General features: G+C 65.9%; 17 protein-coding genes. 10 read left to right on the top strand and 7 right to left on the bottom strand.

Annotated elements, in window-relative coordinates; genetic code table 11:
* Positions 1–7 precede the first annotated feature (7 nt).
* Genes kdpA through ACFB49_RS10455 form a run of 4 tightly spaced genes read left to right on the top strand, consistent with a single transcriptional unit; the run spans position 8 to position 5,051 of the window.
* Positions 8–1,711 (top strand): potassium-transporting ATPase subunit KdpA, encoded by a 1,704-nt coding sequence (kdpA, locus tag ACFB49_RS10470; RefSeq protein WP_380879173.1) that lies wholly within the window; start codon positions 8–10, stop codon positions 1,709–1,711.
* 13 nt (positions 1,712–1,724) lie between these two features.
* The gene (kdpB, locus tag ACFB49_RS10465; protein ID WP_380879171.1) at positions 1,725–3,755 is read left to right on the top strand and encodes a potassium-transporting ATPase subunit KdpB; all 2,031 of its coding nucleotides are present in this window, start codon (positions 1,725–1,727) and stop codon (positions 3,753–3,755) included.
* 11 nt (positions 3,756–3,766) lie between these two features.
* Positions 3,767–4,351, top strand: a complete 585-nt coding sequence (kdpC, locus tag ACFB49_RS10460; protein WP_380879169.1) for a potassium-transporting ATPase subunit KdpC — start codon at positions 3,767–3,769, stop codon at positions 4,349–4,351.
* Positions 4,352–4,361: 10 nt separating this feature from the next.
* Complete coding sequence (locus tag ACFB49_RS10455; RefSeq protein ID WP_380879167.1) at positions 4,362–5,051, top strand: response regulator; 690 nt, start codon at positions 4,362–4,364, stop codon at positions 5,049–5,051.
* On the opposite strand, the gene ACFB49_RS10450 is transcribed toward ACFB49_RS10455, so the two are convergent.
* From ACFB49_RS10450 to ACFB49_RS10425, 6 genes are all read right to left on the bottom strand, one after another.
* A complete protein-coding gene (locus tag ACFB49_RS10450; protein WP_380879165.1) occupies positions 5,052–5,279 on the bottom strand; it encodes a DUF4170 domain-containing protein in 228 nt (75 codons plus the stop codon).
* A 72-nt stretch (positions 5,280–5,351) separates the two neighbouring features.
* Complete coding sequence (locus tag ACFB49_RS10445; RefSeq protein ID WP_380879164.1) at positions 5,352–5,954, bottom strand: phospholipid-binding protein MlaC; 603 nt, start codon at positions 5,952–5,954, stop codon at positions 5,352–5,354.
* Between the two features lie 63 nt (positions 5,955–6,017).
* Entirely contained in the window at positions 6,018–6,488 is a 471-nt protein-coding gene (locus ACFB49_RS10440; RefSeq protein ID WP_380879162.1) for a hypothetical protein, read from the bottom strand.
* Positions 6,489–6,560: 72 nt separating this feature from the next.
* Complete coding sequence (locus tag ACFB49_RS10435) at positions 6,561–6,863, bottom strand: DUF3618 domain-containing protein (protein WP_380879160.1); 303 nt, start codon at positions 6,861–6,863, stop codon at positions 6,561–6,563.
* Entirely contained in the window at positions 6,860–7,210 is a 351-nt protein-coding gene (locus ACFB49_RS10430) for a hypothetical protein (protein WP_380879158.1), read from the bottom strand. Before ACFB49_RS10430 ends, ACFB49_RS10435 begins: the two co-directional genes overlap by 4 nt.
* 8 nt (positions 7,211–7,218) lie before the next feature.
* Positions 7,219–7,758: a hypothetical protein gene (locus ACFB49_RS10425; protein ID WP_380879156.1), complete on the bottom strand. Its 540-nt coding sequence runs from the start codon at positions 7,756–7,758 to the stop codon at positions 7,219–7,221.
* A gap of 172 nt (positions 7,759–7,930) precedes the next feature.
* On the opposite strand from ACFB49_RS10425, the gene eno reads away from it, so the two are divergent.
* Positions 7,931–9,208 carry a phosphopyruvate hydratase gene (gene eno / locus ACFB49_RS10420; protein WP_380879154.1) on the top strand — a complete coding sequence of 426 codons (1,278 nt, stop codon included), beginning with the start codon at positions 7,931–7,933 and terminating at the stop codon, positions 9,206–9,208.
* 48 nt (positions 9,209–9,256) lie between these two features.
* On the opposite strand, the gene ACFB49_RS10415 is transcribed toward eno, so the two are convergent.
* Positions 9,257–10,042, bottom strand: coding sequence for an SDR family NAD(P)-dependent oxidoreductase (locus ACFB49_RS10415; protein ID WP_380879152.1), 786 nt, complete (start codon positions 10,040–10,042; stop codon positions 9,257–9,259).
* Positions 10,043–10,147: 105 nt separating this feature from the next.
* On the opposite strand from ACFB49_RS10415, the gene ACFB49_RS10410 reads away from it, so the two are divergent.
* The 5 genes from ACFB49_RS10410 (at position 10,148) to ACFB49_RS10390 (ending at position 15,238) form a co-directional block, all read left to right on the top strand.
* Positions 10,148–11,044, top strand: a complete 897-nt coding sequence (locus tag ACFB49_RS10410; RefSeq protein WP_380879150.1) for a LysR family transcriptional regulator — start codon at positions 10,148–10,150, stop codon at positions 11,042–11,044.
* Between the two features lie 160 nt (positions 11,045–11,204).
* The gene (locus ACFB49_RS10405) at positions 11,205–11,435 is read left to right on the top strand and encodes a septum formation initiator family protein (RefSeq protein WP_380879148.1); all 231 of its coding nucleotides are present in this window, start codon (positions 11,205–11,207) and stop codon (positions 11,433–11,435) included.
* 121 nt (positions 11,436–11,556) lie between these two features.
* A complete protein-coding gene (gene pdhA / locus ACFB49_RS10400; protein WP_380879146.1) occupies positions 11,557–12,642 on the top strand; it encodes a pyruvate dehydrogenase (acetyl-transferring) E1 component subunit alpha in 1,086 nt (361 codons plus the stop codon).
* Positions 12,642–14,036 carry a pyruvate dehydrogenase complex E1 component subunit beta gene (locus tag ACFB49_RS10395; RefSeq protein ID WP_380879144.1) on the top strand — a complete coding sequence of 465 codons (1,395 nt, stop codon included), beginning with the start codon at positions 12,642–12,644 and terminating at the stop codon, positions 14,034–14,036. The genes pdhA and ACFB49_RS10395 overlap by 1 nt, the downstream gene beginning before the upstream one ends.
* Before the next feature lie 35 nt (positions 14,037–14,071).
* Entirely contained in the window at positions 14,072–15,238 is a 1,167-nt protein-coding gene (locus tag ACFB49_RS10390; RefSeq protein WP_380879142.1) for a serine hydrolase domain-containing protein, read from the top strand.
* The last annotated feature ends 23 nt before the right edge of the window (positions 15,239–15,261 follow it).

Below are 15,261 nucleotides of genomic sequence, written 5' to 3'. Positions count from 1 at the left end.
AACGTCCATGACCATTCAGGGCTGGATTTTGATCCTCGGCTTCGTCGCGATCCTCGTCGCGATCGCCAAGCCGATGGGGCTGTGGCTTTTCGCCCTCTACGAGGGCCGCCGCACGCCGCTCCACCGCATTCTCGGGCCGGTCGAAACCGGCTTCTACCGCCTGTCCGGCATCGACCCGAATGTCGATCAGGGCTGGCGGCGCTACGCCGTCCACATGATCGCCTTCAACGTGGCGCTATTGCTGTTCACTTATGCCATCCTGCGGCTGCAGGCATTCCTGCCGCTAAACCCGGACGGTATGGCGGGGATCGGCGCGGACGGCGCGTTCAACACTGCGATCAGCTTCGCCAGCAACACCAACTGGCAATGGTATTCGGGCGAAGCGGCGATGTCGAACCTCAGCCAGATGCTGGGGTTGACCATCCATAACTTCCTGTCGGCGGCCACCGGCATCGCGCTCGCCTTCGCTTTGTTCCGCGGCTTTGCCCGTAAACAGGCGAAGGGCGTCGGCAATTTCTGGGCGGATATGACGCGCGTGACGCTCTATCTGCTGCTGCCGATCTGCGTCGTCTTCGCGACCTATCTGATCTTCGCGGGCGTCCCCCAGACGCTCGACCAGACGGTCGTCGCCACCACGCTCGAAGGCGTGCAGCAGAAGATCGCGCTCGGCCCGGTCGCCAGCCAGGAGGCCATCAAGATGCTCGGCACCAATGGTGGTGGCTTCTTCAATGCGAATAGCGCGCATCCGTTCGAAAATCCGGATGCGCTTTCCAACCTGTTCCAGATGCTTTCGATCTTCGCGATCGGCGTGGGCCTCACCTGGTGCTTCGGCAAGGCGGTGGGCGACACGCGGCAGGGTTGGGCGATCCTGACGGCCATGCTGTTTTTGTTCCTCCTGGGCACGGCCGTCACGTACTGGCAGGAGGCGGCGGGCAATCCCATCCTTCAAGGCCTCGGCGTTGCCGGCGGCAATATGGAAGGCAAGGAAGTCCGGTTCGGCATCGCCGCCTCCGCCCTTTTTTCGGTCGTCACAACCGCCGCGTCCTGCGGTGCCGTCAATGCCATGCATGACAGCTTCACCGCGCTGGGTGGCATGATTCCGTTGTTCAACATGCAGTTGGGCGAAGTTGTCATCGGCGGCGTTGGCGCGGGCATCTACGGTTTCCTGCTGTTCGCCATCCTGGCGGTGTTCGTCGCCGGGCTGATGGTCGGCCGCACGCCGGAATATGTCGGCAAGAAGATCGAGAGCCGCGAAGTGAAGCTGGCGGTGCTCGCCATCGCCATCCTGCCGCTCTGCATTCTCGGGCTGACGGCCTTGTCGGCGGTGCTGCCCGCAGGGCTCGCGGGGCCGCTCAACAAGGGGCCGCACGGCTTCTCCGAGATCCTCTATGCCTACACGTCGGCGACCGCAAACAACGGTTCGGCCTTCGCCGGGCTCACGGCCGGCACGCCCTTCTACAACGGCCTGCTGGGGGTGGCGATGTGGCTCGGCCGCTTCTTCGTGATCGTGCCGATGCTGGCGATTGCCGGCAGCCTGGCCGGCAAGAAGTCGCATCCGGCGGGGGCGGGTTCCTTCCCCACCACCGGTGCGCTCTGGGTCGGCCTGCTTGTCGGCATCATCCTGATCCTCGGCGGTCTCACCTTCCTGCCCAGCCTCGCGCTCGGCCCTGTCGCCGATCATCTCGCGATGATCCGCGGCCAGCTCTTCTGATTGGACACGTCCCATGACTGCGACACCGACTTCGATCTTTTCCGCAAGTCTCGTATTGCCTGCGGTCGGCGATGCCTTCCGTAAGCTCGATCCGCGGCAGCTCATCCGCAACCCGGTGATGTTCACCACCGCCGTCGTGGCGACGCTCCTTACGGTGCTGCTGGCGCTGGGGGACGAGCGGCTTTCGACCGGCTTCCAGCTCCAACTCGTCATCTGGCTGTGGCTGACCGTGCTGTTCGGCACCTTTGCAGAGGCGCTGGCCGAGGGCAGGGGGCGTGCCCAGGCGGCATCGCTCCGCGCCACTAAGGCCGAACTCAAGGCCAAGCGCCTGCTTGGCGTCGGCGACACCTATGAGATCGTCCCCGCCAGCCAGCTTGAGAAGGACGAGATCGTTCTGATCGAAACCGGCGACCTCATCCCCGCCGATGGCGAGGTGATCGAGGGCGTGGCGAGCGTCAACGAAGCCGCCATCACCGGCGAAAGCGCGCCGGTGATCCGCGAGGCGGGCGGCGACCGTTCTGCTGTCACCGCCGGCACGCGCGTCATTTCGGACCAGATCAAGGTGCGCGTCACCGTCGAGCCGGGGCAGGGCTTCCTTGATCGCATGATTGCGCTGGTGGAAGGGGCCGAGCGGCAGAAGACGCCCAACGAGATCGCGCTTACGATCCTGCTCGTCGGCCTCACCATCATTTTCCTGATCGCGGTCGGCACCATCCCCGGCTTTGCATCCTATGCGGGCGGCAGCATCCCGGTCGCGATCCTGGCGGCTTTGCTCATCACCCTCATCCCGACGACCATCGCGGCCCTGCTGTCGGCGATCGGCATCGCCGGCATGGACCGCCTCGTCCGCTTCAACGTGCTCGCCAAGTCGGGCCGCGCCGTCGAGGCGGCGGGCGACGTGGACGTGCTGCTGCTCGACAAGACCGGCACGATCACGATCGGCGATCGCCAGGCCACCGCCTTCCGCGCGGTGGGCGGCATTGCCGAGGCGGCGCTGGCCGAAGCCGCCGTGCTGGCGAGCCTTGCCGACGAAACCCCCGAGGGCCGCTCCATCGTGCTGCTTGGCCGGGAGAAGCATGGCGTGTCGGCGTCGCTGCCGGCGGGTTCAGAGGCGATCCCCTTCACGGCCCAGACCCGCGTGTCGGGCATCAAGGCCGAAGGCGCGGTGATCCTGAAGGGTGCGGTGGATTCGGTGCTGCGCGCCTATCCCGGTCTTGGCGACACGCCCGCCGCAGCGGAACTCCGCCGCGCGACCGACGAGATCGCGCGGAGCGGCGGCACCCCGCTTGCCGTAGTCCGCGACGGCCGGCTGCTCGGCGCGGTCCACCTCAAGGATATCGTCAAGGCGGGCGTGCGCGAACGCTTCTCCGAACTGCGCCGCATGGGCATCCGCACGGTGATGATCACCGGCGACAATCCGCTGACCGCGGCGGCGATCGCGGCCGAGGCGGGCGTGGACGATTTTCTGGCGCAAGCCACGCCGGAGGACAAGCTAGCGCTGATCCGCAAGGAGCAGCAAGGCGGCCGCCTGATCGCGATGTGCGGCGACGGCACCAACGATGCACCCGCGCTCGCCCAGGCCGATGTCGGCGTCGCCATGAACACCGGCACCCAGGCCGCGCGCGAAGCCGGCAACATGGTCGATCTCGATAGCGATCCGACCAAGCTGATCGAGGTCGTCGGCCTCGGCAAGCAGTTGCTGATGACGCGCGGTGCGCTCACGACCTTCTCGGTGGCGAACGATGTCGCCAAATATTTCGCGATCATCCCGGCCATGTTCGTGGCGCTCTATCCGGGGCTCGGCGTGCTCAACCTGATGGGCCTGAAGACGCCGGAAAGCGCGATCCTGTCCGCGATCATCTTCAACGCGCTGATCATCCCGCTGCTGGTGCCGCTGGCGCTGAAGGGCGTCACCTACAAGCCGATGGGGGCAGGGCCGCTGCTCGCCCGCAACCTCGGCGTCTACGGCCTTGGCGGCCTGGTCGCGCCGTTCATCGGCATCAAGCTGATCGACTTCGCCGTCACCACCCTCCACCTCGCCTGAAGGATCAAGTCATGGGCAAGGATCTTATCTCCGCCATGCGTCCCGCGATCGTTATGACGCTGCTGTTCGCATTGTTGCTGGGCATCATCTATCCGCTCGCGCTCACCGGCATCGGTCAGACCCTGTTTCCCGCGCAGGCCAATGGCAGCCTGATCCGCGACGGGGACAAGGTGGTCGGATCGGCGCTGCTCGCGCAGGCCTTCACCTCCGACCGCTATTTCCATCCGCGTCCCTCCGCGGCAGGCGCGGGCTATGATGCCAAGGCGTCAGCCGGCTCCAACCTCGGCCCGACGTCGCAGGTGCTGGTCGATCGCGTGAAAGCCGATGTCGAAAAACTCGGCGCCACCGCGCCCGGCAAGCCGGTTCCGGCCGATCTGGTGACGACTTCCGGCTCGGGGCTCGATCCCCATGTCACGCCCGAAGCGGCTTATTATCAGGTCGCCCGCGTCGCCGCAGCGCGCGGGCTTTCGGCAGAGACGGTCCGCAAGCTGGTCGATGCCCATGTCGAAACCCCGCTGATCGGCATCCTCGGTGAGCCGCGGGTCAATGTCCTGCTGCTCAACCGGGCGCTCGACGCGGCGGCGGCGAAGCCCTAATTCCGTTCGCATGACAGCGATGAGCAAGGTGCTGGTCGTCGAGGACGACGCCGCGATCCGCCGCCTGCTGCGGGCCGCCCTTCAACGCGGCGGGCATCAGGTGGCGGAGGCGGCGACCGCACGGGAAGGGCTGTCGTTGCTCGATATCGAGAAGCCCGATGTCGTGCTCCTCGATCTCGGCCTGCCGGATCGCGACGGGCTGGAACTGATCCAGCCGATCCGCGCCCGATCGCAGGCGACCCTGCTGGTCGTCTCGGCGCGCGAATCCACGGAAGAGAAGGTGACGGCACTCGATCTCGGTGCCGATGATTATGTCACCAAGCCCTTCGACACCGATGAACTGCTTGCCCGCATCCGCACCGCGCTCCGCCACAGGCTTGCCGGCCGGGTAGAGGCGGGCCGGGTAGAGATCGGTGACGTCGCGATCGATCTCGAACATCGGCGGGTGATGCGGGGGACGGAGGAAATCCACCTGTCGCCCAAGGAATATGGTGTGCTGGCGGAACTCGCGGCGCGGCCGGACCGCGTCATCAGCCATGGCCAGCTATTGAAGGCGGTGTGGGGCCCGGCGCAGGCCGATCGCGTCGATTATCTGCGGATCGTCGTGCGCAATATCCGCCAGAAGCTGGAAGCGGACCCGGCGCGACCCCGGCTCATCATCAACGAGCCCGGGGTCGGCTACCGGCTGGGGCGGGGCTGATCAGGCCGCCGGTGCGTCGAGTTCCGGCTCGAGCAGGCGGTGGAGATGCACCACCACATATTTCATCTCCGCATCGTCGACGGTGCGCTGCGCGGCGCCGCGCCAGGCATTCTCGGCGCTCTTATAGTCTTCGAAGAAGCCGACGACGTCGATCTTGCTGAGGTCTTCGAATTCCAGCGTGCGCGGGTCTTTCACCCGGCCCCCGAAGACGAGGTGAATCTTGCTCATGAAAATGTCCCTGATTGTGGGTTTGGCGCCCACTAGCATGGACACCGCACCGCAACAATCAGGGGAGAGGGCTCAGCCCTTGGACTTCATGAACGCGACCAGCTTGTCGAAGCCGTTGCGCTGGATATAGGCGTCGAAATCCGCCGCCTGGGTCAGCGTCAGGTTGATGCCGGCCACCGTCAGGTTGCTGACCTTGTAGCCCTGCGGAGTATTCACCACGGCCCAGATCGCATTGATCGGCGCCTGGCCCTTCTTGGTGACCGTCGACACCACGGCCGCGCCATTGGCGGCGGGCTGGGTGCGGATGATCTTCACATCGGCATTGGCATATTCGAACAGGCGATCGGCATAGACGCCGATGATGTAATTGGGCAGCGCGGCCTTGTAGGCGGCAACCTGCTCGGGCTTCAGCGTCGGTTTCCAGCGGCGGATCAGCCGGTCGCCAATCTGGTCGACGGCGACATGCTGGGCCAGCATCGTGCGGAACTTCGCCTTGGCCGCGGTCGGATTGCCGCCGCGCAGCGCGCCCAGGCCTTCTTGCGTGAAGCCGGTGACGAACTGGGTCGGGTCCTGATTGTTGATCGCGGCAGAAGCCGGCGCAGTAAATGCGACCGGTGCGGCGATCGTCGCCAGTGCAAGCGCAGCGGCGGTGAACGGAATACGCGCAAAACTCATTCGGAAAGGCTCCATCTCGGTTGCCGCGCTTTTCTCAGGCGCGCGGTGAACCGCGGTTGAATGTCAGCGGGTCTTGACGGTGCCGACCGCGGCGGTGCCGGCGGCGCCGGCCGTCTTGGTGACGGCTTGCATCAGCTTGCTCACCTGTTTGGACGCGGCGTCCTTGTTGATGCCCAGCTCGTCCAGTTTCTCCTGGCCCGCCGCCTTGGCCGCAGCGATCGCGGTATGCGCGGCCTCGTTGAGCTTGCCGCCGATGGGAGCCAGCGCCGCCTTCTCACGCTCGCTGCGCGGCAGTAGCGCGCCAATGACGGCACCGACGGCGATGCCGGCCACCAGCGCTGTCACCGGATTATTCTCGATACCCTCGGCCGTCGCCGATTTCGCCTCGGCCGCCTTGCCGCGCGCAGTCTGCAAGGCTTCCGAAGCAGCGACCCGCGTCGCTTCGGTCCGTTCGCGAAGCTGCGTCTTGGCTTCGTTGAGCTTCTCGCTGGCATAGGTGCCCGCGCGTTCGGCGCTGTCCCTGACGCTGGTCATCTTCAATCTCCTCGGTTCGCCGGCCGCGAAGCCGGGACGATTGGGTCGGTCTTCGGCAGAACCGTCCTCGGCTCAGTCGGTTTCATCGCCGTCGCCGTTCAGCAGGTTAGTAACCCCGCGGATGATCGGCTTGCGGGCGAAGAACAAGGCGACCGCGCCGATAATCGCTGCGGTGCGGACCGGCTTCTCCTTGGCGCCCTGCAACGCCTTGCCGGCCAGCTCACCGCCATGATCGCGCACCTTCTCCCACGCATCTTCGGCCAGGTTGCGCGGGGCGAGGCGGGACTGGATCTGGCCCAGCGTGCCCATGAGGCGCGCGCGCGCGGCGTCGGCATTGGCGCGGGCGATTGCGATTTCGGCGGGGTCGGCACTCACGATATCATTTCCTTAGTGTCGGACGCCGGGGACAAGCGATTTGCGCCCAGCTTCACCAGCAATGCGGCGATCAGCAGGCCGATCGCGCCCGCCGCCAGACCGCCACCGACGGGGCCGATATATTTGGCGAGGCCGATCGCCAGCCCGACCAGGATCGCGCTTGCCGCCGCGAAGGCGATCAGCACGCCGCCCAGAATCAGCGCCAGCCCGAGCCGCGCCGCCATGAGGCGGCCGACCGCCTTGCGGCGATAGACATCGACTTCGGCACGCGCGACGTCCTTACCCTCCTGGACGAGCTGATCGAACAACTCGCCCAGCGGCACATCTTCCTGTTCAGCCCCCGCCATCGATGCGCTCAGGCGGACTTGTCGCCGCCGTCGTTGCCGGCGCGAACGAGCCGCGCGAGCACGAAGCCCACTGCGACGGCCGCACCGACCGCCAGCGCCGGGCTCTTGCGGACGACGCCGCGGGCATCTTCCAGCAGTTGATCGACATCCTTGCCGCGCAGCGACGTGGCTACACCCGAAATGGCGGACGCGGCCTTGCGGGCATAATCGCCATATTGGGCACCGACCTTGTCATCGATCGTGGTTGCGGCATCGTCGAACAGCCGCGTCACGCTGTCGAGTCCCTCGGCCGCCTTGTCCTTGCCGAGCGCGGCATAGTCGCGCGCCTTGTCGGTGGCCTGGCCCGTCACACCGCTCACCTGCTCGCGCGCGGCCGCGAAGGCGGCGCGGGCCTTGGAGCCGGTCGGATTCTCCTCGGCTTCGACGGAGGGGTGCGTTTCCGCAAAGGCCGCCCGCGCCTTTGCACCGGTCGGGTTGATGTCGATGTCCGCGGCGCTCGGGCCGGTCGCGTCATTGTTGGCGGTCAGGTCGTCCGGGGTCGTGGCCATGTGCGTCTCCGTCGCAAGCGTTCCCAAGTCGCTACTTCAACATTCGCCCCCGTGCGGATGTTCCGCTGAAAATCCCGCAAAAGCAAGGTTCCGGCGGCGAAGCGTTGCCTATCGCTCCCCTCCCGGATAGAGCGCGCCTCATCCAGCGTCCAGAAAAAGGTGCGATCCCGAAATGACCGCGATCATCGACGTCCACGCCCGGCAGATCATCGATAGCCGGGGCAACCCCACCGTCGAAGTAGACGTGACGCTGGAGGATGGCAGCTTCGGCCGCGCCGCCGTGCCTTCGGGCGCGTCGACCGGCGCGCATGAAGCCGTCGAAAAGCGTGATGGCGACAAGGCGCGCTGGATGGGCAAGGGCGTCACCGCCGCGGTGGAAGCCGTGAATGGCGACATCGCCGAAGCCGTCGTCGGCCTCGAAGCGGAAGATCAGGAAGAGATCGACGCGGTGATGATCGATCTCGATGGCACGCCCAACAAGGGCCGCCTCGGCGCCAACGCGATTCTCGGCGTCAGCCTCGCGGTCGCCAAGGCCGCGGCCGATGCGCGCAGCCTGCCGCTCTATCGCTATGTCGGCGGCACCGCCGCCCGTGTGCTGCCGGTGCCGATGATGAACATCATCAATGGCGGCGCCCATGCCGACAATCCGATCGACTTCCAGGAATTCATGATCATGCCGGTCGGCGCGGAAAGCTTCGCCGAAGCGCTGCGCTGCGGGTCGGAAATCTTCCACACGCTGAAGAAGGCGCTCCACGACAAGGGTCTCGCGACGGCCGTGGGTGACGAGGGCGGTTTCGCCCCGAACCTCGCCTCGGCTCCCGACGCGCTCGACTTCATCATGTCGTCGATCGAAAAGGCCGGTTACACGCCGGGCGACGATGTCGTCCTCGCGCTCGATTGCGCGGCGACCGAATTCTTCAAGAACGGCGTTTATGATTTCCACGGCGAAGGCGTGAAGCGCTCGCCCGCCGAAATGGCCGATTATCTCGCGGATCTCTGCGCCCGCTACCCGATCAAGTCGATCGAGGACGGCATGGGCGAGGATGATTTCGAAGGCTGGAAGATCCTGACCGACAAGATCGGTTCCAAGGTCCAGCTCGTCGGCGACGATCTGTTCGTCACCAACTCCGCGCGACTCCGCCAAGGCATCAAGGATGGCCTCGCCAACTCGCTGCTGGTGAAGGTCAACCAGATCGGCACCTTGTCCGAAACGCTGGAAGCGGTCTCGACCGCGCAGCGCGCAGGCTACACCGCCGTCATGTCGCACCGTTCGGGCGAGACCGAGGACGCGACCATCGCCGACCTCGCCGTCGCCACCAACTGCGGCCAGATCAAGACCGGCTCGATGGCCCGGTCGGACCGGCTGGCGAAATATAACCAGCTCCTCCGCATCGAGGAGGAACTGGGCTTCGTTTCGCGTTACGCAGGCCGCGAAATCTTCCGCGCCTGACCTTGTTTCGGGAAGGGCCGGTGCGGACACCGGCCCTTTCATCTGCTGTCAGGCGATGGTCGGCACCATGCCGCCCTCGGCCCGGATGGCGGCCCCGTTGGTGGCGGCCGCCAGCGGGCTTGCGACAAACGCCACCGTTGCCGCGATCTCATCCGCTTCGATCAATCGGCGGATCAGTGACAGCGGCCGCATTTTCGCGAAGAACTCCGCCTCCTGCTCGGCCGCCGGCGCATCCTTGTTGTCGATTACCGACCGGATGAAATCGCCGATCCCCTCGGATCGCGTCGGCCCCGGCAACACCGAATTGACCGTGACGCCCGTGCCGCGGGTCTGCTCCGCCAGGCCGCGGGCGATGGAGAGCTGGGCGGTCTTGGTCATGCCGTAATGGATCATCTCGCTGGGGATGACGAGCCCGCTCTCGCTGGCGATGAAGATGATGCGCCCCCAGTTCTTCGTCAGCATCCGCGGGAAATAATGGCGGGCGAGCCGCGCGCCGCTCACCACGTTCACCTCGAACAGGCGATGCCAATCCTCGTCGCTGATCTCGGTGAAGGGCCGGGCTTCATAGATGCCGAGATTGTTGATCAGGATGTCGACGTCGGGAACCGCGTCGATCAACCGGGCCGCACCCTCGGCGGTCGCCGGGTCGGCCAGGATCGCGCGGACCTTGCCCACCCTGGCGACCTGCTCGGCGGCCGCGTCCAGTTTGTCCTGCGATCGGCCGGTGATGATCGCCTCGGCGCCTTCGGCCGCCAGTCGTTCGGCAATGGCGAGGCCGATACCGGCGGTCGATCCGGTGACGAGGGCCGTCTTGCCTTTGAGTTGAAGATCCATGTCGCTCACTCCGCTCTGGTTCGACCGGAAAATAGGGGAGCGCGTGATTGATGATTAGATAGCGATAATGCACAATAGAAGTGCATTGAAATCATGGATGGCCGCATGGACAACCGCATCGGCGAGATGGAAACCTTCCTGGCGGTGGCGGAGGGCGGCAGCTTCGCAGCCGCCGCCAAGCAACTTCGCCTCACCCCGTCCGCCGTCAGCCGCAGCATCGCCCGGCTGGAGGCGCGGCTTGGCGTCTTGCTGATCAGCCGGACGACGCGGGCGTTGGCGCTCACGTCCGAAGGCGAGGTCTATCGGCGCCGGGTCGCCGGCCTGATCGGCGAGATTGACGAGGTGGAACGCAGCCTCGGCCGCGACCGGCAGGAGCCGCGCGGGCCGCTGCGCGTCAACGCCTCGGTGCCGTTCGGCGTGCATTGGCTACTGCCGATCCTGCCCCGTTTTCTGGAGGCGCACCCAGCGGTGACGCTCGATCTCGCTCTGTCCGACACGCTGGTCGATCTGGTCGAGGAGCGCGCCGACATCGCCATCCGCATCGGCCCGCTCCGCGACACCCGGCTGCGCGCCAAGAAGCTCGGCCGCAGCCTGATGGCAGTCGTTGCCAGCCCAGATTATCTCGCCCGCCGCGGCGAGCCGCTTCACCCCAAGGATCTCGATGGCCACACCTGCCTGCAGTTCAGCTTCCGCCGCTCGATCGACGGCTGGCCGTTTCGGGTCGGCGGGCGGGTGATCCAGCGCCCGGTGGAGGCGGCCTTCTTCGGCAATTCGGGCGAGGTGGTGCGGCAGATGGCGGCCGCCGGCGGGGGTATTGCCCGGCTTGGACGTTTCCACGTGACAACGGATCTCGCCGAAGGTCGTCTCGTCGAGATATTGGCGCCCTTCAACCCCGGCGATGGCGAGGATATCCACGCGCTCTATGTCGGCCATGATCGGCTCGCACTCCGCGTTCGCGCCTTTCTCGATTTCCTCGACGCCCATCTCGCCCTGCCCGAATGAGTCTTCCGGGGCACGAATAGGCAAAAACCGCACGACTCCGCCGATTCAGCTTGCCTTAGCGGCGCGTTAGTGATTCTTGATTCGGGTGAATCGCAAGCGTTCCCCTTTCCGTCTGTTGGCGTCCGCGGCAGCTCCCACTCTCGCGGTGCTGGTGATGCTGATGTTCGCCGGTTACGCGGTGCTGGGGGCGAACGGCCTCCTGGCCCGCGGCGAATATCGCAAGCAGCTCGACAAGGCGAAGGTGGAGCTGGCGCAGATCGAGGCGGAGAAGCATCGCCTGCTCAATCGCAAGAAGCTACTGTCCCGCGGCGATCCCGATCTTGCCGACGAATTGACCCGCGGCGCCACCGAAATGGTCGGCGACGGCGAATATGTCATCGTCACCAAATAGGCTGCCTGCCCGCGCCGAATGAACAAGCGGAAGGATGACCATCGCTCCGGCGTTGCGGAATCGGATGCCCGCGGCCTATAGACCCTCGCAACATCCGCATTCTCCACAGGAGCGTTCCAGCTTGGCCAAAGCAGCACAGCCGCGAACCCGGAAAGCGCCCGCAGCGGCCGCCCGGAAGGCAGCGGCGCCCGCCGCCCCCGCATCCAACCGCGAGCGGCCGGCCGAGCCGGTTCGCTACACGGCGTCGAAGCAGGAGATGCTCGACTTCTACAGCCAGATGCTGCTGATCCGCCGGTTCGAAGAAAAGGCTGGACAGCTTTACGGTCTCGGCCTGATCGGCGGCTTCTGCCACCTCTATATCGGCCAGGAAGCGGTCGCCGTCGGCCTCCAGTCCGCGCTGGAAGTGGGCAAGGACAGCGTCATCACCGGCTATCGCGATCATGGCCACATGCTCGCTTACGGTATCGACCCCAAGGTCATCATGGCCGAACTGACCGGCCGCGAAGCCGGCATCTCGCGCGGCAAGGGCGGCTCGATGCACATGTTCTCGGTCGAGCATAAATTCTATGGCGGCCACGGCATCGTCGGCGCGCAGGTCTCGCTCGGCACCGGCCTCGCATTCAAGCACAAATATGCCGGCGATGGCGGCGTCGCGATGGCCTATTTCGGCGACGGCGCGGCCAATCAGGGGCAGGTGTATGAATCGTTCAACATGGCGGAGCTGTGGAAGCTCCCGATCATCTTCGTGATCGAGAACAACCAGTATGCCATGGGCACCTCGGTCAACCGCGCATCGTCCGAAGACCAGCTCTACCGCCGTGGCGAAAGCTTCCGCATCCCCGGCCTCCAGGTCGACGGCATGGACGTGCTGGCGGTCCGTGGTGCGGCCGAGGAAGCGGTCGCCTGGGTCCGCGCCGGCAAGGGGCCGATCCTGCTCGAGCTCAAGACCTATCGCTATCGCGGTCACTCCATGTCCGATCCGGCGAAATACCGGTCGCGCGAGGAGGTTCAGGCGGTTCGCGACAAGTCCGATCCGATCGAGCATCTCAAGAAGGAGCTGGAGGCCGCCGGCGTCAGCGAGGATGAGCTGAAGCAGCTCGAAAAGGACATCCGCAAGACCGTGCAGGATGCCGCCGATTTCGCCGAGGAAGCGCCCGAGCCCGATCTTCCCGAACTTTATACCGATGTGCTGGTGGGGCAGTATTGATGGCCATTGAACTCAAGATGCCCGCGCTTTCCCCGACGATGGAGGAAGGCACGCTTTCGAAATGGCTCGTCAAGGAAGGGGACGCCGTGAAGTCCGGCGACATCCTCGCCGAGATCGAGACCGACAAGGCGACGATGGAGTTCGAGGCCGTCGATGAGGGCACGATCGCGAAGATCGTCATCCCCGAAGGCAGCGAAGGCGTAAAGGTGGGTGCGGTGATCGCGCTCATTGCCGGGGAGGGCGAGGATGCCTCCGCCGTCGAGGCCGCTCCTGCTCCCAAGGCTGAGGTGAAGGCCGAAGCTCCGAAGGAAACTGAGGAAGCGCCGAAGAAGGCCGAGAGCGGCACGCAGCAACTCGTCGCGCCGCCCGCCCGCGCCGCAGTTGCCGATCCCGACATCCCCGCCGGCACCGAAATGGTGAAGACCACGGTGCGCGAAGCACTGCGCGATGCGATGGCCGAGGAAATGCGCGCCGACGACCGCGTCTTCGTGATGGGCGAGGAGGTCGCGCAATATCAGGGCGCCTACAAGGTCACCCAGGGCCTGCTCGACGAGTTTGGCGACAAGCGCGTCATCGACACGCCGATCACCGAATATGGTTTTGCCGGCGTCGGCACGGGGGCTGCGATGGGCGGCCTGCGTCCGATCATCGAGTTCATGACCTTCAACTTCGCCATGCAGGCGATCGATCATGTCATCAACTCGGCGGCCAAGACCAATTACATGTCGGGCGGCCAGATGCGCTGCCCGATCGTGTTCCGCGGCCCCAATGGCGCGGCCAGCCGCGTCGGCGCGCAGCACAGCCAGAATTACGGCCCCTGGTATGCTGCCGTTCCCGGCCTGATCGTGATCGCGCCCTACAGCGCAGCCGACGCCAAGGGCCTGTTGAAGGCGGCGATCCGCTGCCCCGATCCCGTGGTCTTCCTCGAAAACGAATTGCTCTACGGCCACAGCTTCGACGTGCCCAAGCTTGACGATTATGTCCTGCCGATCGGCAAGGCGCGGATCGTGCGCGAGGGCAAGGACGTGACGCTCGTCAGCTATTCGATCGGCGTCGGCATCGCGACTGACGCGGCCGAAAAGCTCGCCGCCGAGGGGATCGATGCCGAGGTGATCGACCTGCGCACGCTGCGCCCGCTCGACAAGGAAACCGTGCTGAAGTCGCTCGCCAAGACCAACCGCATCGTCGTGGTCGAAGAAGGCTGGCCGACCTGCTCGATCTCCTCGGAGATTGCGGCGATCGCCATGGAGGACGGCTTCGACGATCTCGACGCCCCGGTGCTGCGCGTCACCAACAAGGATGTACCGCTGCCTTATGCGGCCAATCTCGAAAAGCTGGCGCTGGTCGACGTCGATGACGTGATCGAGGCGGTGAAGAAGGTGACGTACCGCTGAACCCGATGCGGCAGGACGGGCGGGTAGGGGGCCGGGTGTGCCGTCTCCTGCTGTTCGTCCTGCCGGTTCTCACCGCCTGCACCACCCATCACCCCATCGCCCAGGTCCGCGTCGATTTCGATCGCGCGGGCGAAACCAGGGTCTGGGCCGCGGGGCAGGCCGATGTCGCAGGCGCTCGTCCCGCCACCGCCGACGATCCCGTCCGCATCGCCTCCATTTCCAAGCTGGTGGTCGCGATCGGCGTGATGCGGCTGGTGGAGGAGGGCAGGCTCGATCTCGACGCCGATATCTCCGATCGGCTGGGCTATAGCGTCCGCAACCCCGCTTTCCCCGATACGCCCGTCACGCTCCGCCTGCTGTTGTCCCACCGCAGCAGCCTGACCGACAATGTCGATTATGCGATCCCGCTCGGCGCGCGCATTGCCCATACGCTGGCCGATCCGAAGGCGTGGGATGCCGAACACGCGCCCGGCGCCTTCTTTCGCTACACCAACCTCAACTTCCCCGTCATCGCCAGCGTGATGGAAGCGGCGACCGGCGATCGCTTCGATCGGCTTATGACGCGACTGGTGCTCGAACCCTTGAAGCTCGACGCCTGCTACAACTGGCCCGGCTGCAGTGACGCTGCCCTTGCCCGCGCGGTCGCCCTCTATGATGGGGAGGGCAAACCCGTCCGCGACGATCTCGGCGGCAGGCGGCCCGAATGTCCGGTGGTCCCGGCCGCCGACGGTAGCTGCGATCTGACGCGGTGGAAGGCGGCGGAGAATGGCGCGCTTTTCTCGCCGCAGGGGGGCCTGCGCATCTCGGCCCGCGATCTCGCCCGCATCGGCCGGCTGCTGCTCAATGATGGCGCGCTGGATGACGTCCGGCTGCTGTCGCCGGCGTCGGTGGCGACCATCACTGGCCCGGAATGGCGCTTCGACGGCGCCAACGGCCAGACGGACAAGGGTTTCTACTGCACCTATGGCCTTGCCATGCAGACGCTGCCGACCGCGCAATCCCGCTGCCGCGACGATCTTTTCGGCGATGGCCGGGCGCGCTTCGGACATGCCGGCGAGGCATATGGCCTGCGCTCTGGCCTGTGGATCGATCGCGCAGCCGGCACGGGCGTCGCCTTCTTCGCGACCGGCATTCCCGACAGCGACCCCGGCAAGGCATCCGCCTTCACGGCCGCGGAGGAAAATCTCGCCCGGCGGCGCTAAACATGCCCGTCATCCCAGCGAAA

Origin of the sequence: Sphingomonas sp. DBB INV C78 (assembly GCF_042693015.1) — a bacterium.
Lineage (GTDB): Bacteria > Pseudomonadota > Alphaproteobacteria > Sphingomonadales > Sphingomonadaceae > Sphingomonas_E.
This window is presented reverse-complemented; position numbering and strand designations above follow the sequence as displayed.